Origin of the sequence: Clostridium aestuarii, assembly GCF_026735135.1 — a bacterium.
GTDB classification, from domain to species: domain Bacteria; phylum Bacillota; class Clostridia; order Clostridiales; family Clostridiaceae; genus Clostridium_H; species Clostridium_H aestuarii.
Genome location: NZ_JAPQER010000003.1, coordinates 339,670 through 362,573, shown reverse-complemented (window position 1 = coordinate 362,573; position 22,904 = coordinate 339,670). Strand labels below are relative to the sequence as shown.

Genomic DNA, 22,904 nt, shown 5'->3' with positions numbered 1-22,904 from the left:
TTTACTTCACCCCAATTTCTATTTTATATAGATTTCTAATTTTAAAAATTAATTTTATTGTTTTTCCCAAAATATTTTTATTGAATCTCCATTATTTAACTTATCATAATATCCTGCTTTTTTATCATTTAAAATAAGCATAAGGTTACCTTTTGGTTTTGATAAATCAAAGTCTATATAATCAAATATATCTATAAACACATATTTATCTTTTTCTTTTAATTTTACAGGTTTATTATTAATTAACACCTCGATTTCACAGCTCTTTTTTTTTTCATTTTTATTTTTAACTATATCCTTATTTTCCGCTAAATATTTCTCTTTATTCTCATCTAATTCTTCTTTATCATTATCTAACTCTTCTTTATCATTATCTAATTCTTCTACTATCTTTTGGGTTTCTTTTTTATATATTCTGTCTCCTTCTTTAATATGGTAATCCTTTAATATTTCTTTATCCCTTAAATAATATGTATATTCTATGTCATCTTCTTGGAAATATTTAATATATTCACCTAAAGTTGATGGAACTAATATTTTCACTTCAACTCCTTCTTTAATATGTTCTTCAAGCTCAACTCGCATATTATTTATAAATCCTGCTGGCTCTAAATTTTGTATAATATCATTCACATAAAAACTTGTACAATTTATTTCTTTCACATATTCTTTTAGTTTTGGAGAAGCATCCTTTCCATCCTTAGCAAAAATAATTTGAATATTATCCCCTTCTCCTATTTCTGTATCTATATTAGATTCTTTTTCATTTACCATTATAGATGCATTCTTTGCAAGGGTTCCAAAAGCTACTCTTTTAATTCCATTTAACATAAACCTTATATTTTTACCATTTTTAACCATTAAAACCTTATGACTAATTCCTGCCTGTATCATTACATCCATAACTGTATGTTTTCTAGAATTAAAAAGACTTATCACTTCATTATTTAGTATAACATCTATAAAATCATTTCCTGATTTTCTTATAGCTACAAGTGCTATACCTAAAACTGTTACTCCAATACTCCCTAACTTATTATTAATACTTGTACACTCACTAACAGCGTCTCTTCCTTTTATAGCAATTCTCTGCAGTGGTAAATTTAATTTTTGAGCTACATTTTCTTTTAAATTAGGAGTATGAGCACCTCCTCCTACTAAAAATACTGCATTCGGTGATTTCCCGCCATTTAATTCTATGATTTTTTTAGCTACTGAATCACTTATTTTTTCTACAGTAGGAGTTATTATTTTAATAATTTCTTCTGATGAAATTTCATTTTCAATTCCTAAAACATCTATATATTTAACTGTATCAGCTTTAGTACATTCTTTTTTCATCAATTCCGCTGTATTAAAATCAACTAAATAATTCTGTGCTATCACTTCTGTTATTTCATCTCCAGCCATCGGTACCATGCCATATGCACTTATAGTATCATTACTACTTATAGCTATATCAGAAGTACCTGCCCCTACATCTACTAAAGCTAGATTAAGTAATCTTAACCTTTTGGGAACAGCAGCTTCCATTGCTGCAATAGGTTCTAAAGTTAAACTTTTTACATTAAGCTCTACTTTATCCATTACTGAGTAAAGGCTATCTACTACAGATCTTGGAAGAAATGTTACAATAACCTCAGCAGATACTTTCTCTCCTTTTTGAGATAATAAATTAGATATTACATAACCATTTAGATAATAGTTCTTTACACTATATCCAACACAATACAACTTACCTTTTGTTTGTTTATTTGTTTCTTCTTCTGCTTTTTTTACAGCAGTAAGTTCTAAACTTCTAATAATTTCCTTATCTATTTCTTTCTCTTGATCAATTTCAATATCTACTTTTACTTCTGTGGTTCTCAGAAATCTTCCTGCCGCAGCTATTGATGTTTCATTAAGCTTTAAATTTAATTCTTCCTCTATTGATTTTTTAATTTTAGCAACTGAATTTGCAACTAATGTAATATCATGGATTTGTCCATCTACCATAGCTCTTTCTTGATGTTCAATATATTTTTCACATATAACATTAAATTTCTTATCTTTAACCACTCCAACGGTACCAATAATAGAACGTGTCCCTATGTCTAATGCAAAAATTATATCTTTGTAATTAATATTTAATAAATTCATATTCTATCTTCCTCTTTCAACATAATATAAAGGCTCATATTCTAAGAATATGAGCCTAATAAAATTATATAGTATTGCCTTATTTTATTCAATAAACTATAGATTTAGTTTATTTATTTTAATCTACTAATTTTAAAACATTTGAACTTTCAGTTATATATGGTAAGTTCTTTATTACTTCATATACATATATCAACTTATCTTCCTTATCTGCATCCTCTTTAGAAAACTCTTTAAAGCAAAGCATTTTACACCAGAAATTAACAAAATCATCTTTGTTTACAAATTTAGTAACACCATCTTCTGAAATAACAAATCCTGTATTATATTTTTCTACTATGTCAATTTCCCCAATTGTATTGTCTGAAATTATAGCTGATACATCTTCCCACATTTTTTTAAATGGAATCATAACAACCCCTCCTTATTTTATCATTTTAATATCATATCTTTCATTAATAAAAGATTTTATAACATAATACCCTCACGATAATAACTTAACACATTTAATATAAATGCGTCAATATTTATGAGATTATTTTTTAATAGTATATCATATTTAGTTCATATTTATAATATATGATATTATTTTATGTTATACTATATTATAATCTAGGACTTTTTAATTAAACCATTATTATAAACTGCTAATACGTCAAAACTTCTAATAATATTATCTTTAAACTTTATTTCTACTTTTTTTTCATCTATAAATTTTATTTCACCCTCTCCAAAAGTGTTATGTACTACTTTTTCTCCTTCTTTATAGGTATTTTTAAGCAGTAAATTCACATTACATTCTTTAATAAACCTAGATACTTTTTTATTTTTACCCCTTATTTCATTTGATATACATAACCATAAATTTTCTTCAGCTCTCGTTAATCCTACGTAAAAGAGCCGCCTCTCTTCTTCTAGATTATCTTGCATATTATTTATATGAGGTATAGTTTCTTCATTACAGTTTATAATAAATACATTTCTAAATTCCATACCTTTTACTCCATGTATAGTACTTAATATAATCCCATCTTTAGCTTTATCTTTATTTATATTATTTATCTGTTCTTCAACTTCATCTACATGAGCTAAAAGAGTAATTATAGTTTTATATTCTCTAGCTGAAGATTTAAACTCTTCAACAATTTCTTCCAACTCTGATATATCTAATTTAAATTTGGTACTATATTCCTTTAAGAAATTATGATATCCTAAACTAGATAAAATATAACTTATTGCCCCTTCTAAAGATATTTTATTTAAATTTTGTATATCCTTTTTTAAATTTTCTATAGTTTTAATCTGAAAAATTGGTATATCTTTTACTTCCTTTAAATTTTCAAAACAATCTTCTTTTAACTGATTCTTTTTTACTTTTTCAATATTAATTTTGCTTATATATCTAAAAGGTTTATTTATTATTCTTAAAAAACTTTCTTTATCCGTACTGTCTATACTCAACCTTAAATATGATAAAATATCCTTACAAATAAAGTGATTAAAAAAATTATACTCTTTATCCAACAACTTGAATGGAATTTTTTTTCTTATAAAAGCATCTATAATACTTCTACTTTCCATATTAGTTCTATAAATAACTGCATTTTTACAATAATCATATTTTCCTAATTCTCTTAGTTTTAAAATATTAAGTGAAATATCTTCCGCTTGTCTTCCTTCATTTGCATAATTCATAACATTTATCTTAGGTTCATTCTCTTTATATGATCTCATATTCTTATAATTTCTAAACTTATTGTTCTTAATTAAATTATTAGATATATAAACTACACTTTTAGGACATCTATAATTTATCGATAGAAATAGTTTTTTGCCATTATTAAAATGTTCATCAAAATTAACCATACATTCAGGCTTTGAGCCTCTAAAACCGTAAATACACTGATCTTCATCGCCAACAGCAAAAATAGAATTATACTTATTTAAAAGTTTTAATATATCTATTTGCATTTCATCACAATCCTGAAACTCATCTACTAGTATGTATTTAAAAAGATTCTGATATCCATTTAATAATTTATGATTATTTAAAAATATATCTCTACATTTTATCTGCAAATCATCAAAATCGAATAAATTATTTTGTTTTTTGTAATCCTCATAACTTCTAAAACATTCTACAAAAATATCTTTATTTATAGTAGCTGTAAATTTATCCATAGTAATATTATTTGTTTTATAAAATGATATGCTGTTTAACGTTTCTTTTATTTTTTCATCACTTACTTCATCTAAATAAGTAGATAATACGCCTTTAATTAATCTATACGCTTTTAAATGATCAATTATATTTATCTTTTTATAATATCTACTTAATATCTTATAAAATAATCCATGAAACGTTCCAAAAAAAGGTATGTTTTTAGAATTACTTATACCTTTATATTTTTCTTTCATATTTAATGCAGCTGCTCTGGTAAAGGTCATTACAATTATATTTCCTGGATGTATTACTTTACTTTTTAATAAATACTCTATTCTAGGACTTATTATAGTATCACTATTTAAATATTTTTCCATAATTTTAATGTCTTCTAACTTTACATTTTCAGGAATATAATTTGTTTTATATATAGGACCAAATGTAGTTAAATAATTTATTCTTCTAATAAGAGTAGTCGTTTTTCCTGCTCCAGGACATGCTATAAGTGCTAGATTTTTTTCATTACTCAAAACAGCCTCTCTTTGTTGTATATTAAGTTTTTCATACTTTTTTTCTATTATTTTATCTCTTAAATTATAATATTGGGTTCTTATTGCATCCGTTTCCATTTTTGCCACCTACTTTTCTTATATAAAATTATATACCATTTTTATGGTAATAAACACCTAAAATAAAATTTTAGTTTCCCTAATATTTCACTATATATACTAAACTATCTAACTTCATCATAGTTGCTAAAAATTATTGTAATAATTTTAATATAGTATTAAAATATATGTAACACTGAATTAATCAAGTGTATATACACTTCAATAAAGACAGAGGAGAATAAAATGAATAATAACGATTTCTTTAATATTAAAAACAGTAGGAATTTAACAATGCTCGTAGATTTCTATGAATTAACAATGGGAAATGGATATTTAGATAATAATGTTGGTAATAGCATAGCTTACTTTGATATGTTCTTCAGAAGAGTTCCTGATGGTGGTGGATACTGCATAATGGCTGGAGTTGAACAATTGATAGAGTATTTATCTCGTTTAAAGTTCACAGAAGAAGATATCCAATATTTAAGAAGCAAAAATTGTTTTTCTGATAAATTTCTTGATTATTTAAAAAATTTCAAATTCACTTGCGATGTGTGGGCAATACCAGAAGGTAATCCTGTTTTTCCTGGTGAACCTTTAGTTACAGTTAGCGGTCCTGTAATTCAAGCCCAATTTGTAGAAACAATGATTCTTCTTACAATCAACCATCAAACTTTAATTGCTACAAAATCAAATAGAATTTGTAGAGCAGCAGATGGTAGACCTGTAATGGAATTTGGTTCTAGACGTGCTCAAGGTTATGATGGAGCAATTTATGGTGCTCGTGCAGCTATTATAGGTGGATGTTCTGCAACAGCTTGTACTATCACTGAACAAATGTTTAAAGTTCCTGCTACAGGTACAATGGCTCATAGCTGGGTTCAACTTTTTGCTACAGAATATGAGGCTTTCGCGGCATGGGCTAAGACTTACCCAGAAAATTGTCTTCTTTTAGTAGATACTTATAATGTATTAAAATCAGGTCTACCTAGTGCAATAAAAGTTTTTGATGAAATATTAACACCAATGGGATATAAACCTAAAGGAATAAGAATAGATAGTGGTGATATTACATACTTAACTAAGAAATGTAGAAAAATATTAGATAATGCTGGATACCCTGATGTTAAAATAACTATTTCAAATTCCCTAGATGAGCATATTATCACAGATGTACTTAGTCAAGGTGCTAAAGTTGATAGTTTTGGAGTAGGTGAAAGACTAATAACTGCTAGATCTGAACCTGTTTTTGGGGGAGTTTATAAGTTAGTAGCTACAAAAGGAAATGATGAAATAATTCCAAAAATAAAAATAAGTGAAAATGAAGAAAAAATAACAAACCCAGGATTCAAGAAAATATATAGATTATTTGATAAAACATCTGATAAAGCTATTGCAGACTTGATCTGCCTAAATAATGAAATAATTGATGATACTAAACCACTAGAAATTTTTGATCCAATTCATACTTGGAAAAAGAAAAAATTAAATAACTATTATGCCAAAGATTTAATGGTTAAAATATTTGATAAAGGAAAAGCTTGTTACAAAAGTCCTACTGTAAAAGAAATCCAAAGTTTTGCAAAAAAAGAAACAGAAAAACTTTGGGAAGAAGTATTAAGATTTGAAAATCCTCATGCTTATTATGTAGATCTTTCAAAACAACTTTGGAATTTAAAACAAAGTCTGCTCAATAAATATTCTGATTTATATAAATAATTAAAAGCAGAATGAAACTTTTTCATTCTGCTTTTAATAATATTCTAAATATTCCTTTTGTACATAATCTTCTACTAAATTCATATTATCATTTTTAAATAATTCATACTTATAAAATAGCCTTCTATTTTTTGAAAGAGTTTTAAAAGGACAGACTTTATCTGTATCTGAGCATTCATAAAATGGACAACCTTCAAAACAGTTTACTTTTTTTTCAAAAGTAGATAAAAATGGACATTTAGTCATGGATAACATCCCCCCATGTAATATAATCATTTATTTACATTATAAACCATTTTCTGTAAAATTTGAATACTTTTTCTTCATATTCTTGAAAAATAGAAATAATATTCAAAATATTCCTTTTCCGATTTATTAAATAATAACTTTCTGAATAGTTTCCTTGATATATTACATATAATTAATGTAAATTTAGAGATATAAAATCTTATTTTGAATTTCTTGTAATTAATTAACAGACTCTATAAATTATTTTTTCATACTAGGGTATACTACTAACAAAGTCTGAATAAGAGGTGTTGTTATGAATATTACGAGTATTTCATTATCATACTTATTTTTAGGTGTATTTATTGTTTCTTTTGCATTTTTTATATATTATAAAGTTTTGATTACCAAAACTACGTCTAATAGTCCCTCTAGAGAAAAAATTATAGGAACAATGAAAAAAAGTGAAACTTGGAGGCAAAAGAATAATATAATGTCCTATGTTTCAGTATTTTGGGCTATAATATCACTTGCGTTATTTATATATTTAAAATTTTTCTTTAAAATTAGACTAATTAATATGCTATATGTATTTGCATATATAGCTGCTATAGTAATATCAATTATCTTCTTAGGAATTCGAAAAAAAGAAAAATAAATGAATAATTTTTATTTTAAATAATATAACATTCAACTAAAAACAATCCCTATGATGATTCTAGGGATTGTTTAAATTTTTCTTCTATTTTCTTCATATTTATAAATTTCTCTTCCTAAATTAGCTAGGAAAGGCATTCCTATTTTATAATATTCATACTTTCCATCATTAAAAATTCCATTTGCATTTGTGTAAATTACACTAGTTAGCATAAACTCAATTCCTTTATTTTCATCACATATATAAGCATTGTCTATGAGATAACCATAAGCACAGCCTATTTTATTATATATCTTAATATTTTTAGGAATAGCTTTACTAGTATCACCAAACATGAAATATTTAACATGGCTATCCTTAAAATTATATTTGGGATTATCACATTCTCTTGGAAGCATACACATATGTTTTTTCAAAAATTCATAATCATCTTCTTTTAAATTAAATCTTTTTTGTGTTGAAACTGCTTCTGGAAACATAACAGCTTTTAGTATATTCTGTAAACATTCAATAGAAAAATAATTAGATTTAGAAAAGTCTTTTGGATATTTAACAAATGTTTTTCCTCTAATATATCCTTTTCCTTTTTTTAATCCTTTCATATTATTTGTATAAACTTTTTTGTTACACATCATAGGCTGATTATAAATTTTTTTGTTTCCTTGATAAAAAGCAATTGGATTTGTATATCTATTTTCTTCATAATTCATAGAGTTTCCTAATCTATGAATTATTTTCACATCTTCATATCCTTTTTTCCAAAGTGTCTCATTATAATACTCCTGACCTAAAAATTCATATAATCTGTCAAAGCTGTTATTATCGCTTACAACTAGAACCTTTTTAATATAATTAGCTATAGTTGGCAACCCGCTTTTAGAACTATAATCTTTACTAACAGCCTTTTGACTAGCTCTCTCTTTTTCTATCTTTAGAGGTGTATACTTATCAATATTTAAATTATTTAATTTTTCTAGAGCCAAAACACAAGCCGAAAGCTTAACAGAACTTGCTGGATAAAAGTATTTATTTTTATCCACTCTATACTTAAAAGTTTTAAAATCCGGTATATTTTCACTGTTTCTATCTATCTGCGTATATAATATTTGAACTTCATACTTTTCTGGATTACTCAAAACAGTTCCGAACAATTCCGATTTCCTTTTTAAAATTTCTTCTATTAAATTATCATTTTGTTTATCCTCAATACCCTCTACCCTTTTAATAAAAGCACCCATATTTATAAACGTTCCAACAGAACATAATATCAAAGTTTTAGTAATTACATTAAGAATTTTTTTCCTCATTTAGCTATTCCCCTTATTTTAGCTTTTATTTTCATTCCTTAATATACCCCTAAAACTGATTTTTATAACACTATATAAGAATATTGTGTAACAATATTCTTATAGTTGACGTACCCATCAGCTAGCTGATATGGGTAGTTGAGAGTTAAGGATGTTTTGCTAATGCAAAACTACAATTTTTTAACTGCTCGTATAGAGCACGTCAACTAATTTACAGCTTGCTGTTAAATCACGTCAACTTCACATGCCGTGTTTTTGGCATGTGAACGTCAACTACATATGCATATTTTTCACATATGCACGTCAACTAGAAAAGTGCTGCGCACTTTTCTTATAGGGTGTCTACAAACGACTTTATAATGAGCGCAGTAAATCCCCATATTACATAATCCTTATATTTATAGAAATATTGATTATACTCTTTTGTGCTGAATTTATAGTTTTTACCTCCATAAATAAGTTCAAAAGGAAAGTCTTCTTGAAAATGAGGCTTTATTTTAAATTTATGGCATGCTGGTTGATTTTCTAAGAAAAATTTTAACGGTACTGTAAAAATATGCTCTACTTCATCCTTATTAGGCTTGATATCTTTAGTATGCAACTGACCAATAAAAGGATACATAATTGAGCTATATGGACTTATAAAATAATCCATTTGACCAATAACTTCTATATCACTTTTTTTAACATTTAATTCCTCTATCGTTTCTCTTACAGCAGCTTCTCTTGAAGTTTCATTTTTTTCTATCATTCCCCCTGGTAAAGATATATCTCCTGGTTGATGTTTTAAAGTCAACGCTCTTTTTTCAAATACTATATACAATTCATTATTTTCTTCAACTAATAAAACCATAACTGCACTTTTTCTATATTCACCTATAGGCTTTATCTTTCTATCATTAAATATTTTCCTTATGCTTTCCACACATCATTCCCCCTATTAACTAGTTAATTTTCTATTTCAATATATTCCCTTTACTTTAAACTTTATTATTGTTCTATATATATTAAAATGTTATACTAAAATTGTATTAAAATCTACATTAAAATATAGAATTAGGGGAGATGAATCTTGAGACGTAAATTATCGACTTTATTATTAACACTTTTTTTCTTATTTTCATTTACAATAACTTCATTTGCTGAAAATGCAGACTTACCACATATATACGGTAAAACAGCTATTGTAATTGATGTTCAAACAGGAGAAATAATATATTCAAAGGATATAGATGAATCTCCAATGTATCCTGCAAGTACTACAAAACTTTTAACAGCCTTACTTTTAGCAGAAAACAAAACCAAAACCGATGCAATACTATATACTGAAAATGCTAAAAAGCAGGATCAATACTCTCTATATAAAAATCTTCTTATTGGTAAAATAAATATTGGTGATACCATGACTGCTGATGATGTAATGAAGGCATTGCTTATCTATTCTGCTAATGATTCAGCATACATGATTGCTGATAGTGTTGGCGGTAATCCTAAAAGTTTTGCCGATATGATGAATGCTCGAATAAAAAAATTAGGTTTGAAAAATTCTCATTTTGTTACAGCGAACGGTCTAGATAGTAATATACCTGACCATTATACTTCTGCATATGATTTAAGTGTAATTGCAAGAGAAGCTTATAAAAATCCATGGGTAAAAGAAGTGATGCAAACAAAGAAGACTAGAATCGAAACTTCTAAAGGGGTTATAGCTTACATAGAAAACAGAAATAAGTTAGTAGGGAAAAAGATTGATACTGCTTATGCTGATAAAATTGGTATTAACCTTAATCAGCTTCCTGCAAGTAATGCTGTTTGTATAGGTGGAAAAACAGGTTACACTTCGAAAGCTGGAAGATGTCTAGTTACTTTTTTTGAAAAAGATGGAAGAGTTCTTGCTGGAGTTGTTATGAAATCAATTTATGACGCTAAAGATTCTTATGTATTTAATGATATGTCAAAAATCATAAATTGGAGTTACGCAGCTGAAAGAACTCCTTTGTATAAAGCTAATACAGAAGTAAAAAATATCACCGTAAAATATAAACCGCTTAAATTTATTGGTCCTGAAAAAGAAGTTACAATACCTTTAGTATTAAAAAAAGATGTTACATATTATGAAAATGATATTAATAAAAAAGAATTGACAACAGACTTAAATATTTCTGATATAAATATTTCAAAACTATCTAAAGATATAAGTGTTGGAAAATTAGTAGTAAAAGAAAGAGAAGCTACAAAAACCTATGATTTATACCCAACACTTTCATCAACTGATATACGAAAGCAAAACACTCTACTCTACATTGTTACAGGAGTAGGAATAGTTGCAGTAATTCTAATCTTGCTTCTTTTAGTGAAACTGATTTCTAATAAAGGTAGCAGAAGACGTAGAAACAGACGTAGAAGATTTTAATAGAAAAGTGTATCGCAATAAAAAGTGCGATACACTTTTTTTATTGTCATACACTTCTTTGTTAACAATTTGACAACTATATTTATATATTGTAATATATAAATATAGTAATATATATTTTTGTAATAACTTTTTCGTCATGCGAGGTGTAAAAAATGAATAATAACTTTGAACACTATACTGAAATGGCTGAATTATTAAAAGTAATAGCTCATCCTGTACGTTTATGTATAATTAGAGGATTAATTAATAAAGGTAAATGTAATGTATCAACTATGCAGCATTGTCTTGATATACCTCAACCCACAGTATCTCGACATCTTCAAAAATTAAAAAGTTGTGGAATTATTAAAGGCGAAAGAAAAGGTCTTGAAATTAATTATACAGTCTGCAATGAAAAAATAATTCAATTAATTAGTTTATTATTTGAAACCGAAGGAAAAAATAATTAATAAATTTGTAGGAGGAATTAAAATGAGTAAAAAAGTTCTAATAATAGGCGGAGTAGCTGGTGGTGCCTCTGCTGCTGCAAGACTCCGAAGATTAGATGAAAATTCTGAAATCATTCTTTTTGAAAGAGGAAATGATATTTCTTTTGCTAATTGTGGTTTACCTTATTATATCGGAGGTACAATTCAAGAAAGAGAAAATCTATTAGTTTCTACACCACAAGCTATGAAAGAAAAATTCAATATAGATGTACGAATCAAAAGTGAAGTAATTAAAATAGATACAGATAAAAAAGAAGTTACTGTTGTTAATTCTGAAAAAGGAACTTATGCTGAGTCTTATGATTCCTTAATTTTATCACCTGGCGCAAAGCCAATTAAGCCTCCTATTGAAGGAATTAATAATGAAAAAATATTTACTCTAAGAAATATGGATGATACTGATAAAATTAAAAGTTTTATAACCAACAATAAGGTAGAATCTGCTGTAGTTATTGGTGGTGGTTTCATAGGAATTGAAATGGCAGAAAACTTAAATCATCAAAATATAAATGTAACCTTAGTTGAAGCTGCACCACATATATTAGCTCCTTTTGACTCTGATATGGTAACCTTAGCAGAAAAAGAACTACAAGATAACAATATAAATCTAATATTGAACAATGCAGTTAAACTTTTTAAAACAAATGAAAACAAAGTAGATGTTGTATTAAATAACGGTGAAAAGCTAACTACTGATATGATTATTCTAGCAATAGGCGTAACACCTGATATAGAATTTCTTAAAAATACTAAATTAAAATTTGGTCCTAAAGGTCACATTATAGTAAATAAGCATTTAGAAACTAATCTAAAGGATATTTATGCTGTTGGAGATGCTATTGAAATTGTTGATTTTATAAATGGTAAAAAAAACGCTGTACCACTTGCAGGACCTGCAAATAAACAAGGTAGAATAGCAGCTGATAATATTTGTGATATTAAAACAACTTACAAAGGAACACAAGGTACTTCTATCTTAAAAGTATGTGACTTAACATGTGCCGCTACAGGTAATAATGAAAGAACTCTTAATAAGCACAATATACCTTATAATATTATTTATGTTTATCCACAAAATCACGCTTCATATTACCCTGGTGCTACACCTCTAACATTAAAATTAATCTTTAATGATGATGGAAAAATTTTAGGATCTCAAGCAATCGGTTATGGTGGAGTAGATAAAAGAATTGATGTTATCGCGACAGTTATGAGATTAAATGGTACTGTAACTGACCTTACAGAACTGGAATTATCTTATGCACCACCATATTCTTCTGCTAAAGACCCCGTAAATATAGCAGGGTATTATGCTGAGAATATACTAACTGGTAAATCTGAAATTGTTCTTCCTAGAGACATAGATTCTAGAGATAAAAATTCTATACTTCTATTAGATGTAAGAACAGATTTAGAACAAGAAACAGGCTCTATTCAAGGTTCTACTCATATTCCTTTACAACAATTAAGAAAAAGATTAAACGAATTAGATAAAAGCAAAGAGATTTGGACTTATTGTCAAATAGGTCTTAGAGGCTATTTAGCTGAAAGAGTTTTAAGACAAAATGGATTTAAAGCTAAAAATATAACAGGAGGATTTAAATCATATATGTCACAAAAATTTACCCCTAAAAAAATAGAACAAACAAAAACTTCTATAGAAGAAGTTAAAAATCCTAATATTAATACAGGCATTATTAAAAATTTAGATGCATGTGGTCTTAGCTGTCCTGGTCCTTTAATGAGAGTTAAAAGTGCTGTTGATGAATTAAATACTGGTGACATCTTAAACGTATCAGCATCAGACCCTGGATTCTATGAAGATATTAAATCATGGTGTAAAAAAACAAATACTGAACTTGTAAATCTAAAAAAAGAAAAAGGTATCATTGAAGCTACCTTGAAAAAGAATGGAGAACAACCTTCAATATCATCTAAGCCTCTATCCGCAGCTAATGGAAAAGATTCTCAAACAATGGTTGTATTTAGTGGTGATTTAGATAAAGCCATTGCCAGCTTTATAATTGCAAATGGTGCTGCTGCTATGGGTAAAAAAGTTACTATGTTCTTTACATTCTGGGGAATAAATATTATAAGAAGAAATCAATCTGTATCAGTTAAGAAAAATTTCATTGAGACAATGTTTGGTAAAATGATGCCTCGTGGAAGTAAAAAATTAAAATTATCCAACATGCATATGGCTGGAATGGGTTCAAAAATGATAAGAGGTATAATGAAAAAACACAATGTACATTCACTTGAGGAACTTATACAATCAGCTATAGATAGTGGTGTTGAATTAGTTGCTTGCCAAATGTCTATGGAACTTCTAGGCCTTAAGGAAGAAGAACTAATAGATGGTATTAAATTTGGTGGAGTTGGTTATTATCTAGGTGAAGCTGATGAATCAAATATAAACTTATTTATATAACATAAAAGAATGCTGTAATTGCAGCATTCTTTTATAACTTTTTATAAATTGTATTTTTCTAATATAGGTTCTATCAATCTACCATTTTCATAGAATAATTCTCCATCAGCATAAATTTTCCCACCATTTCTCATATCACAAAGCATATCCCAATGAATAGTTGATTTGTTTTTTCCACCTGCTTCTGGCATTGAATCTCCAATAGCCATATGAATAGTACCACCTATTTTTTCATCAAATAACATATTTCTAGTAAACTTTTTAATTCCATAATTTGTTCCAATAGCAACTTCACCAAATCTTGAAGCTCCCTCATCTATTTCTAAAAGAGATTCTAAAAGTTCTTGTCCTTTTTCAGCAGTTGCTTTTACTACCTTTCCATTTTTAATTTCTAATCTTATACCTTCTATTTCTTTTCCCATATATATACCAGGGAAGCTAAAAGTTATATGCCCATTAATTCCATCTTCAACTGGTGAAGTGAAAATTTCTCCATCTGGGAAGTTAACTTTTCCATCACAATTAATCCATTTTCTTTCATCAATATTAACCTTAATATCCGTTTCTTCTGATATAATATGCAATTCTTTTTTGTCATTTAAGTATTTAATCCATCTTTCGTGATAAGCACTTACTTTTTTCCATTCTGCCACAGGATCTTCTGAATCTAAAAGTCCTGCACCATAAACAAATTCTTCATATTCTGAAAGACTCATCTTAGCTTCTTGAGCATCAGCATAAGTTGGAAATTGAGTTCCACACCATCTTAAACTTCCATCTCCCATTCTTTCAGAATAAATTTTTCTCCAGCTAGTAGCTCCTTTTGAGCTTAATTGTAACTTTTTAGAATCTACATTTGAATTAGCCTTAGTATTCTTTGTTCCCCAAGCTGTAAGCCACACATCTGCTTTTTCCAAAAGAACTTTTTGCATAAAATTTTCTTCTTGTAATTGTTCATCACTACTATATCTTATTTTTACTTGACTAACTTCATGAGAATTTAGAACAGTTTCAACATGTGCTCCTGCCTTTACTGCTTCCTTTACAACTTCAACCATCCAAGGTTCTGATACATCTTCACACTGAACAAGAACAAAATCCCCATTTTTAACCTCTGCTGAATAATTTACTAAAAGTTTTGCAAGCTTATTTAATCTTGGATCTGTCATTTTTAACCTCCACCTTCCTTAGAACATTCTAACATTATTAGATAAATACTGTAAATAGTTGAATGTATTTCTTATTATTTTATGTTAAATATTCTATTAACTTCGTCTTATCCGCAGCCTCAAATTTTCCTTTTTCTAATTTTAAGTATTGAACATTATTTAAATTTTTTCCTATATATTGTACTAATTGTGGATGACAAGTTGTTACAAAAATTTGATTGGTTTTAGATAATTCCTTTAGAATCTTAACTGTTTGTTTTGTATGTTCTTCATCAAAATTAACAAAAGAATCATCTAATATTATAGGGAGTTGAGGATTTATTTCCTTTATCCTGCTCAATCTTACTGATAAAAACAACTGTTCCTTAGTTGCTCTACTTAAAACTTCTGAAGTGTTTTGAACATTTCCATTCCCTAATAATAGCTTAAAATCAAGTTTAGTCAAATCTTCATAAGGCAGAATATTACTATATTCCCCTGCGGTAATAAAAGATAGATATTCCCCTGCTCCTTTCAAAAGTGAATGTTTTGTCTTCTCCACAAAGTTATTCTGTATTTTTTCAAGAATAAATTGGGCTGCCCTTAAAACTGCATATTCCTTTGCAATTGGTTCTAATCCTTTTCTAGCTGCATCAATTTTATATTGTGCACTTTCTATATTTTCACTAATGCCAAGAACTTGAAGTTCATATTTTAAATTTTGAAGTCTATCTTTTAAATCTTCTATTTCTTCCTTTAAATTTTCATATTTTTTTCTAATATTTATATATTCTTTATCAATTTCATTTACAGAAATATATTTCTCAAATAAATTTTTAAAACTAAAACCATTCTCATTAATATCCCAACCATATTCCTCTTTTAAACTTTCTAAATTTTTTCTAACCCTTGGAACATTAAAAGTATTAATCAAAGTCTTTTTCAATATATCATATTCAGTCTTTAATTCTAAATAATTTTTTACTTTTCTATTCGTTTCTATAAATTTTTCTAAAGAATAAGGTGATTCTAACTCTTTATTTTGTTTTCCTAAAAGCTTATATATATTTTCTTCCACTAATATTTTTTTCTGTTCAATACCACTCATTTCTTCTGAAATATCTATATAGTTATTTAAAATATTAATTTGTTGAAATAATTTATTGCTGTTTTCAATTAAACTTTTCTTCATAACATTATCATCTAAATAAATTATTTCATGGAATTTTTTTACTAAATCATACATAAGAATTAACTTGCTTTGAATTTCTTTAAGCATGTTATTTGATTTTTTTACATCATATTCAAGCTCTGATATTCTATTTTTTAGTTCTCTGACATTTTTAAAGTAATCTTTAATTATTTCTCCTGAGACCATATCATCTAGTTTTAATATTTCTCTATACTTTTGTATTCTCTTTTCATTAGCTTCTAATTTTTTATTTATGCTTTCAATTGTTTTATTTTTTTCTTCTATTTGCATATTAGCTCTATTAAATTGTAATAATAAATCTTCCTTATCATTTGTCTTTTCATTTTGCAATAAATATTTTATTACTGTATATACTCCACCTAAAATTGCCCCAGATAATATAAAAACAACTCCATATTTGGAATAATTAATTATTGATAATAATATCCCACAAGCAATAATTACTAATGAAAAGTAAAAATACTTTTCTAGAATTTTATTAAAATTTGATGTATTATTTTTCAAAGCATTTTTTTCAAATACATCTTTATTTAATTTTAAATTTTCTAACTCACTATTTATCAATTTGCTTTCATGAAAAATTTCTTTATACTCATTTATAGTATTATTTAATTGTTCAAGCCTTATAGAATCTGTATTAATACTTAAAATCTTATTGATATCACCTTTCCACTCTTCATTAATATTGAACATTTCCTTAACTATTTCTTGTTTTTCCTTTATACAATTAGTTTTTAACTCTCTATAGTTATTTATCTTTTCAATAGTACCTGAAATATTATTATAACAATATTGCAGCTTGCTTTTTTGTTTAATAAGTTTATCTTTTATATCTTCGTTTTCTCCAACATTTTTTCTAAATTCATACCTTTGGTTATTATACTCCTGTAAAATATCTTCATATTCTTCTTTTAACCTAATTGCCTTTTCCATTAGTCCCTCATCATAAGTTTTTGCTGCATTTTTAAGTTCCTTATTATCTAATCTTATTTCTAAAGCTTTTAATTCTTCATGTAAATTAAAATTACTTTTTAATATTTCTAGAAATTCAGCTTTATTTTTTATACTATTTAATTTTTGTTTGTTTTTTTCTATACTATTTTCAATTTTTTCTAACTCATTATAGTTTTTATAATAAGTTTCTAACTGTTGACTAGCTCTTTCTCTACGGTAAATCCCTTCTTTTATTTCTTTATTATATTGTTTGAATTGTGAAGTTGATGGATTACCATTTTTTCCACCTATTTTTTTAGCTTCTTTTTCCATATCTTTTATTATTTTTGGTATTTCTATAATTTCTCTAAAACCTGCTCCTAAAAAGATTGCTTGTATGCTGTTAATTTCTTTTGAGTTTTTTAAGGATACATTATTTAATTCATCTAAACTTATTGTAAAAAGTTGCTTATACGTTAAGTAATCTATATTTCCATACAATTTTTCAATCTGAATATCTTTATCAATATTTAAGCCCTTTACAAGTGGTATTTTATTTCCACTTATACTTACATTAAATATATCTCCTTCTTTAGTTTCAATATCATAATCTACTGCATACTCAACATTAGGTGGTGGAATTTCTTTATCATTACCTTGAAATCCAAATCCCAAATGTCTTAAAAGTTTCATAAAAGTAGTTTTACCAGCTCTATTTTTTCCTCCTATTACTACTATTTGACTAAAAATATCATCTAATTTTTCGTCTCTAAAAATTCCAAAATCCTTTATATATATCCTTTTTAATTTCAAAATCACTCACCTTTTTCTAATAATTTTTCTATAACAAGAAGTTTTGCAGAATTTATTATTTCTTCAATCATATTTTCATCTAGTTGAATTTTTTCTTCATTCATCTCTTCTTGCTGCCACTTCTTTTCAAATACACTTCCAAAATTAATTACAACCTTTTTTCTTATCTCTTTATCGCTTAAAGTAGCCTGTACGATTTTATCAACTTCTTTAAACACTTCATTGTTTTCTTTTAAATAATCAAGGTTTGGAATTTTCTTTTGTGTATTGATATATACATAATCTGTATATAAAAATGGTTTTTCATTTAAAAAACGTCTATTCAAAATCTCTTTTAAATATTCTTGTACATTTTCTTCATCTTCTCTTAAAATTTCATCAATTTCACCTTTACCTTCTATATTCCATTGAATTGTATAGCCTTGAACTATTTGAGATGTTGGATATAAGCACTCTAATTTATCAGGTGACTTTAAGTTGTTTTTTTCTAAAAACTCTTCAGCCTTTTCTATAAAAAGTTCTTCTATATCACTTAAATTTCTAATATTAAATTTATCCTGACTAATATCAATATTAATTTTTTTCCACACAACAGAAGCTGTAGGTATAAATTTTATTGTTTCAAAAAAATCATTGTCAACTTCTACCAGCAAACAGCCTCTTATACCTTCTTCACCTATATCTCTACCTTGAGCATTTCCTGAATACACTATAACAGGATTTCTATGATTTACTATTTCACATTTATGAATATGCCCAAGTGCCCAATAATTAATATTTTTTTTAGATTTCAAATCTTCTACACTACATGGAACATAATTTTTATTTTTGGGTTCCAATTGTGTATGGAGCAACCCAATGTTATACACGGAATTATCAATTGCTTCATAATCTTTTGTAATGTTCCTTCCTTCAGCCTTTCTTCTATATGACTGTCCTAAAATTCTAGCTACTACCTTTTCCTTTTTTACCACTTCCAAAGCTTGTACTTTTTCACTATCTAAAGTAAAAACATTATCTGGCAAATAAAATAACTCCTTATCATTTCCTAATGGATCATGATTTCCTCTGATTACATATATATGTATATCTTCTTTTTCTAATCTTTTACACTGATTATAAAAAAAGCTTCTTGCTTTAACAGTTCTAAGCTCTTTATCATATACATCTCCAGACAAAATAATAAAGTCTACTTTATAACACAATGCAACCTCACAAATTTGCTGAAAAGAATTATATACAGCTTCTTTAAATAAATTATTAATTTCTTTTGTTCCTTCATTATTCACGTGCAAAACACTTCCTAAATGAATATCTGAGGCATGAATAAATCTAATTAATTTATTGCTCATATTCTCCATTTAACTTCTCCTTTTATATAAAATCAGATAGGTATATAGCCTTATACCTATCTGATTTTTATTTTATCTTAAATTAATAAATTTTTACTATTTTTTAATTAAGTTATACAATTATAATTTTAATCTTTTTGGATAACATTTACAAGTTCTACATTGATTTATTCTTTATGAAAACACCCTTTAAACCACATTCGTTAACTTTTAGTTTTTCTTCCTCTATGCAAAAATTTAACTATATTTTTTCACTCTTTCCTACCCAATTTCATATTCTATTTATGTAGAAAAATTTTTGAAAGGTGATTATATATATGTTTTCTCCTCTATTTTTTAGGACACCTATGACAGCATTTGTAAGAGTATTTCATGCTTCTCCAGATGCACCACCAGTAGATATTTATGCAAATGGAAAAATACTTGTAAAAAATCTTAAGTACAAATATTTTACTGAATATCTAAAAATACCAGCTGGTAATTATAATATAAAAGTTTTTCCTGCTGGCAAAACAACCAATCCGGTTATAGATACTTATCTAAGTATTAAACCTGAAACAATTTATACTGTAGCTGCTACTGGAATGCTTAAAGATATTAAGCTTCTTCCTTTTATAGATCCAATTCTTCCTATGGAAGATGGTAAAACTTACGTTAGATTTGGTCATTTATCACCTAATACCCCTCGAGTAGATATAACTCTTCCTGATGGAACAATTCTATTTGATGATGTAGGCTTTGAAGAAATAACAGATTATATACCTGTAGCCCCTAAAACTTACACTATACAAGCTCGAGAGGCTGGAACATCTAATATTGCACTAACAATACCTAATATAAAATTAAAACCTAATAGATTCTATACTATATATGCCGTAGGACTACTAGGTAAGAAACCTCCACTACAAGTTTTGATACCATTAGATGGAAATTCATATATAGACTTCTAAAAAAGCGGCTAATACCGCTTTTTTTCATTTATCTCATTCTATCATCACTTAAGAATCCTCTTTATGTAAATACCTCATTATTACTTAAATAATGTACTAGGGTTTTCATTACTATTAATTTTACAGGTATCATAATTAAATCCCTTGATACTCTTGGTATTAGAGCGACTATAAAAGCTTTATCCGTTAATAAACTTATCCAATATGTATTTATAATCAAATTAATCACAATAATTTTTAATATTATTGCCTTAAGAAGACTTTTAGAATTTATATCTTTTTCATAAAGAAACATTCCATAAATAATTCCTGCTATGGAAGCACTCATTGTAAAACCTGGGAAATAAGGACCTACTGGAAATATTATAGAACTAATAAAATCTATAGTTCCATTTATTAATGCTCCCATTAATGGACCAAATACAATAGCAGCCAACATACTTGGAACAAATCCAAATCCCATTTTTAAAATTGGAAGCTTAATAGTAAAAAAACAGTTAGCTATTATTCCTATACAAATAATTACACCACTATAAACTATTCTCTTAGTTCTATTTTCTTCCTTTATCTTAATTCTCAATTTATTACCCCCGTTTTGACTTTATTTTCCATATAATTCTTTATCTAATCACAAAGCCTATTATAATACTACATAAGTATAATGTAAAAATATATTTTATACTACCAATAATTCACTGTAAATTATTTTATCATATAAAAAAATAGATCCAAGTTTAAAGCTAAATACAACACAATATAGCTCTTTAAACCTGCATCTAAAAAATATTTATGAAAATCTTCCATCAGTTATCAACTAAATTACCGGACCTAATGTATATATTTCCATAGAACTTGTATATTTTATTTCTTCTCCTTTTGTAACTTCTCCTGAAAGCACCCTTAAAAGTTTAGTAAAAGCTTCTTCTCCTACCTCTTCTAAAGATTTTTCACCTGTTATAATTTTTCCAGCATTGATATCCATATCATTACACATTCTATCATAAGTTATTGGATTACCACAAATTTTAACTACTGGAACTACTGGAAATCCCTGTGGTGCTCCACGTCCAGTTGAAAAACAAATTGTTTGAGCTCCACCTATCGCCATAGCAGTTAATACTTCTATTTCTCTTCCTGGTGTGTCTTTCACCCATAATCCTTTTTCTTTTGGTTTTTCTACATAACTAAGAACGCCCTCAATGGTTTTAGTTCCTGATTTAACAATAGCTCCTAAAGATTTTTCTTCAATAGAACTTAATCCACCTTTTATATTACCTGGAGTAGGTTGTCCTTTTCTCATATCAACCCCAATAGCTTTTGCTCTATCTTCCATTTCCTTTACAATTCTATATATGTCTTCTGCAACTTCCGGAGTTTTAGCTCTTTTAGCAAGTATATGTTCTGCCCCTATAAACTCAGTAGTTTCACCAAAAATAACAGTACCACCAGCATCAACAACTTTATCAGCGATATAACCAATTACTGGATTAGATGAAAGTCCTGAAGTTGTATCTGAAGCTCCACATTTTATTCCAAGTGTAAAATGTGATAAATCCACCTGTTCTCTTTGAATTCCTGATATTTCAATAGCAAGCTTTTGAGCTAAGTCTATTCCATTTTGTATAGCTTTACTTGTCCCACCTATTTCTTGAATATTTACTCTTTCAACAGGCTTTCCTGACTTTCCTATTTCTTCAACTACTCTATCTGTATCTGTACCTTCACATCCTAGACTTACAACCAATACAGCTCCTATATTAGGATTTTGTCCAATTTTTATCAAAGCTTCAGTTGTAAGTTCAAGATCTGGAGGTAATTGGCAGCATCCTTTATGATGAAGTATTCCTGTTGTTCCTGTTGTTTGTCTTACTATACTCTCTACTACTTCATTAGCACAAACAACACTTGGCATTATTGCTACATAGTTTCTTGCACCAACATCTCCATTTTTTCTTACATAGCCATTAAAAAAATGTTTCATTTATTTTCCCTCCTTCTTTTTCCAATCACCTCTACCTCTTATACTTTCAAGATTATGAATATGTACATAATCTCCTATTTCTATATTTTGTGTGGCAACTCCAATTTCTTCACCATATTTAGTTATTTGCTCACCCTTTTTAGTAAATTTAACTGCAATTTTGTGTCCAAACGGAATATCTGCCAAAGTCTTAATTAGTTTCTTATTTCCCTTTTTATCAATAACTTCAACTATAGCTTCTTTTTTAGTATCCTGAAACACTGTAGCCACATTATCTAAGTCATTAACTTGAAGTCCAACTATTTTTTCTGACATATAATCATCCTCCTATTTTATTAATTGAACTAATGTTT

18 protein-coding genes are annotated in these 22,904 nt (G+C 27.3%); 6 read left to right on the top strand and 12 right to left on the bottom strand.

What is annotated here, in order from left to right; genetic code table 11:
• Positions 1 to 54: 54 nt before the first annotated feature.
• The 3 genes from OW763_RS09875 to OW763_RS09865 form a co-directional block, all read right to left on the bottom strand.
• Entirely contained in the window at positions 55 to 2,139 is a 2,085-nt protein-coding gene (locus tag OW763_RS09875; protein WP_268040952.1) for a cell division protein FtsA, read from the bottom strand.
• Between the two features lie 118 nt (positions 2,140 to 2,257).
• Positions 2,258 to 2,551 carry a hypothetical protein gene (locus OW763_RS09870; protein ID WP_268040951.1) on the bottom strand — a complete coding sequence of 98 codons (294 nt, stop codon included), beginning with the start codon at positions 2,549 to 2,551 and terminating at the stop codon, positions 2,258 to 2,260.
• Positions 2,552 to 2,751: 200 nt separating this feature from the next.
• Positions 2,752 to 4,932 carry an ATP-dependent helicase gene (locus OW763_RS09865; protein ID WP_268040950.1) on the bottom strand — a complete coding sequence of 727 codons (2,181 nt, stop codon included), beginning with the start codon at positions 4,930 to 4,932 and terminating at the stop codon, positions 2,752 to 2,754.
• Between the two features lie 225 nt (positions 4,933 to 5,157).
• Between OW763_RS09865 and OW763_RS09860 the strand changes: the two genes are divergently transcribed.
• Positions 5,158 to 6,633 (top strand): nicotinate phosphoribosyltransferase, encoded by a 1,476-nt coding sequence (locus OW763_RS09860; RefSeq protein ID WP_268040949.1) that lies wholly within the window; start codon positions 5,158 to 5,160, stop codon positions 6,631 to 6,633.
• A 33-nt stretch (positions 6,634 to 6,666) separates the two neighbouring features.
• On the opposite strand, the gene OW763_RS09855 is transcribed toward OW763_RS09860, so the two are convergent.
• Complete coding sequence (locus OW763_RS09855; RefSeq protein ID WP_268040948.1) at positions 6,667 to 6,879, bottom strand: hypothetical protein; 213 nt, start codon at positions 6,877 to 6,879, stop codon at positions 6,667 to 6,669.
• A 298-nt stretch (positions 6,880 to 7,177) separates the two neighbouring features.
• Here OW763_RS09855 and OW763_RS09850 point away from each other — a divergent pair, with 298 nt between their 5' ends.
• Entirely contained in the window at positions 7,178 to 7,519 is a 342-nt protein-coding gene (locus OW763_RS09850; protein WP_268040947.1) for a hypothetical protein, read from the top strand.
• A 71-nt stretch (positions 7,520 to 7,590) separates the two neighbouring features.
• On the opposite strand, the gene OW763_RS09845 is transcribed toward OW763_RS09850, so the two are convergent.
• Both OW763_RS09845 and OW763_RS09840 read right to left on the bottom strand, forming a co-directional pair.
• Entirely contained in the window at positions 7,591 to 8,826 is a 1,236-nt protein-coding gene (locus OW763_RS09845) for a serine hydrolase (RefSeq protein ID WP_268040946.1), read from the bottom strand.
• A 331-nt stretch (positions 8,827 to 9,157) separates the two neighbouring features.
• Complete coding sequence (locus OW763_RS09840) at positions 9,158 to 9,751, bottom strand: NUDIX hydrolase (RefSeq protein WP_268040945.1); 594 nt, start codon at positions 9,749 to 9,751, stop codon at positions 9,158 to 9,160.
• Positions 9,752 to 9,898: 147 nt separating this feature from the next.
• On the opposite strand from OW763_RS09840, the gene OW763_RS09835 reads away from it, so the two are divergent.
• The 3 genes from OW763_RS09835 (at position 9,899) to OW763_RS09825 (ending at position 14,161) form a co-directional block, all read left to right on the top strand.
• On the top strand, positions 9,899 to 11,239 hold the full coding sequence (locus tag OW763_RS09835) for a D-alanyl-D-alanine carboxypeptidase family protein (RefSeq protein ID WP_268040944.1): 1,341 nt from the start codon (positions 9,899 to 9,901) through the stop codon (positions 11,237 to 11,239).
• A 155-nt stretch (positions 11,240 to 11,394) separates the two neighbouring features.
• Positions 11,395 to 11,691 (top strand): ArsR/SmtB family transcription factor, encoded by a 297-nt coding sequence (locus OW763_RS09830; protein ID WP_268040943.1) that lies wholly within the window; start codon positions 11,395 to 11,397, stop codon positions 11,689 to 11,691.
• 22 nt (positions 11,692 to 11,713) lie between these two features.
• Complete coding sequence (locus OW763_RS09825; RefSeq protein WP_268040942.1) at positions 11,714 to 14,161, top strand: CoA-disulfide reductase; 2,448 nt, start codon at positions 11,714 to 11,716, stop codon at positions 14,159 to 14,161.
• A gap of 41 nt (positions 14,162 to 14,202) precedes the next feature.
• On the opposite strand, the gene OW763_RS09820 is transcribed toward OW763_RS09825, so the two are convergent.
• The 3 genes from OW763_RS09820 to OW763_RS09810 form a co-directional block, all read right to left on the bottom strand.
• A complete protein-coding gene (locus OW763_RS09820; RefSeq protein ID WP_268040941.1) occupies positions 14,203 to 15,330 on the bottom strand; it encodes an aminopeptidase in 1,128 nt (375 codons plus the stop codon).
• A 79-nt stretch (positions 15,331 to 15,409) separates the two neighbouring features.
• Entirely contained in the window at positions 15,410 to 18,268 is a 2,859-nt protein-coding gene (locus tag OW763_RS09815; RefSeq protein WP_268040940.1) for an ATP-binding protein, read from the bottom strand.
• Between the two features lie 2 nt (positions 18,269 to 18,270).
• Positions 18,271 to 19,629, bottom strand: a complete 1,359-nt coding sequence (locus OW763_RS09810) for a metallophosphoesterase family protein (protein WP_268040939.1) — start codon at positions 19,627 to 19,629, stop codon at positions 18,271 to 18,273.
• Positions 19,630 to 19,937: 308 nt separating this feature from the next.
• Between OW763_RS09810 and OW763_RS09805 the strand changes: the two genes are divergently transcribed.
• Positions 19,938 to 20,570, top strand: a complete 633-nt coding sequence (locus OW763_RS09805) for a DUF4397 domain-containing protein (RefSeq protein WP_268040938.1) — start codon at positions 19,938 to 19,940, stop codon at positions 20,568 to 20,570.
• A gap of 61 nt (positions 20,571 to 20,631) precedes the next feature.
• Here the strand turns inward: OW763_RS09805 and OW763_RS09800 are convergent, their stop codons facing one another.
• The 3 genes from OW763_RS09800 to OW763_RS09790 form a co-directional block, all read right to left on the bottom strand.
• Entirely contained in the window at positions 20,632 to 21,150 is a 519-nt protein-coding gene (locus tag OW763_RS09800) for a folate family ECF transporter S component (RefSeq protein ID WP_268040937.1), read from the bottom strand.
• Positions 21,151 to 21,384: 234 nt separating this feature from the next.
• Positions 21,385 to 22,551, bottom strand: a complete 1,167-nt coding sequence (locus OW763_RS09795; protein WP_268040936.1) for a UxaA family hydrolase — start codon at positions 22,549 to 22,551, stop codon at positions 21,385 to 21,387.
• Positions 22,552 to 22,866, bottom strand: a complete 315-nt coding sequence (locus OW763_RS09790; protein ID WP_268040935.1) for a UxaA family hydrolase — start codon at positions 22,864 to 22,866, stop codon at positions 22,552 to 22,554.
• Positions 22,867 to 22,904 lie beyond the last annotated feature (38 nt).

Excerpts from the sequence above, each read along its gene's own strand:
- OW763_RS09875 (WP_268040952.1), bottom strand. The coding sequence starts at position 2,139 with ATGAATTTATTAAATATTAATTACAAAGATATAATTTTTGCATTAGAC.
- OW763_RS09870 (WP_268040951.1), bottom strand. The coding sequence starts at position 2,551 with ATGATTCCATTTAAAAAAATGTGGGAAGATGTATCAGCTATAATTTCA.
- OW763_RS09865 (WP_268040950.1), bottom strand. The coding sequence starts at position 4,932 with ATGGAAACGGATGCAATAAGAACCCAATATTATAATTTAAGAGATAAA.
- OW763_RS09860 (WP_268040949.1), top strand. The coding sequence starts at position 5,158 with ATGAATAATAACGATTTCTTTAATATTAAAAACAGTAGGAATTTAACA.
- OW763_RS09855 (WP_268040948.1), bottom strand. The coding sequence starts at position 6,879 with ATGACTAAATGTCCATTTTTATCTACTTTTGAAAAAAAAGTAAACTGT.
- OW763_RS09850 (WP_268040947.1), top strand. The coding sequence starts at position 7,178 with ATGAATATTACGAGTATTTCATTATCATACTTATTTTTAGGTGTATTT.
- OW763_RS09845 (WP_268040946.1), bottom strand. The coding sequence starts at position 8,826 with ATGAGGAAAAAAATTCTTAATGTAATTACTAAAACTTTGATATTATGT.
- OW763_RS09830 (WP_268040943.1), top strand. The coding sequence starts at position 11,395 with ATGAATAATAACTTTGAACACTATACTGAAATGGCTGAATTATTAAAA.
- OW763_RS09825 (WP_268040942.1), top strand. The coding sequence starts at position 11,714 with ATGAGTAAAAAAGTTCTAATAATAGGCGGAGTAGCTGGTGGTGCCTCT.
- OW763_RS09820 (WP_268040941.1), bottom strand. The coding sequence starts at position 15,330 with ATGACAGATCCAAGATTAAATAAGCTTGCAAAACTTTTAGTAAATTAT.
- OW763_RS09810 (WP_268040939.1), bottom strand. The coding sequence starts at position 19,629 with ATGGAGAATATGAGCAATAAATTAATTAGATTTATTCATGCCTCAGAT.
- OW763_RS09805 (WP_268040938.1), top strand. The coding sequence starts at position 19,938 with ATGTTTTCTCCTCTATTTTTTAGGACACCTATGACAGCATTTGTAAGA.
- OW763_RS09795 (WP_268040936.1), bottom strand. The coding sequence starts at position 22,551 with ATGAAACATTTTTTTAATGGCTATGTAAGAAAAAATGGAGATGTTGGT.
- OW763_RS09790 (WP_268040935.1), bottom strand. The coding sequence starts at position 22,866 with ATGTCAGAAAAAATAGTTGGACTTCAAGTTAATGACTTAGATAATGTG.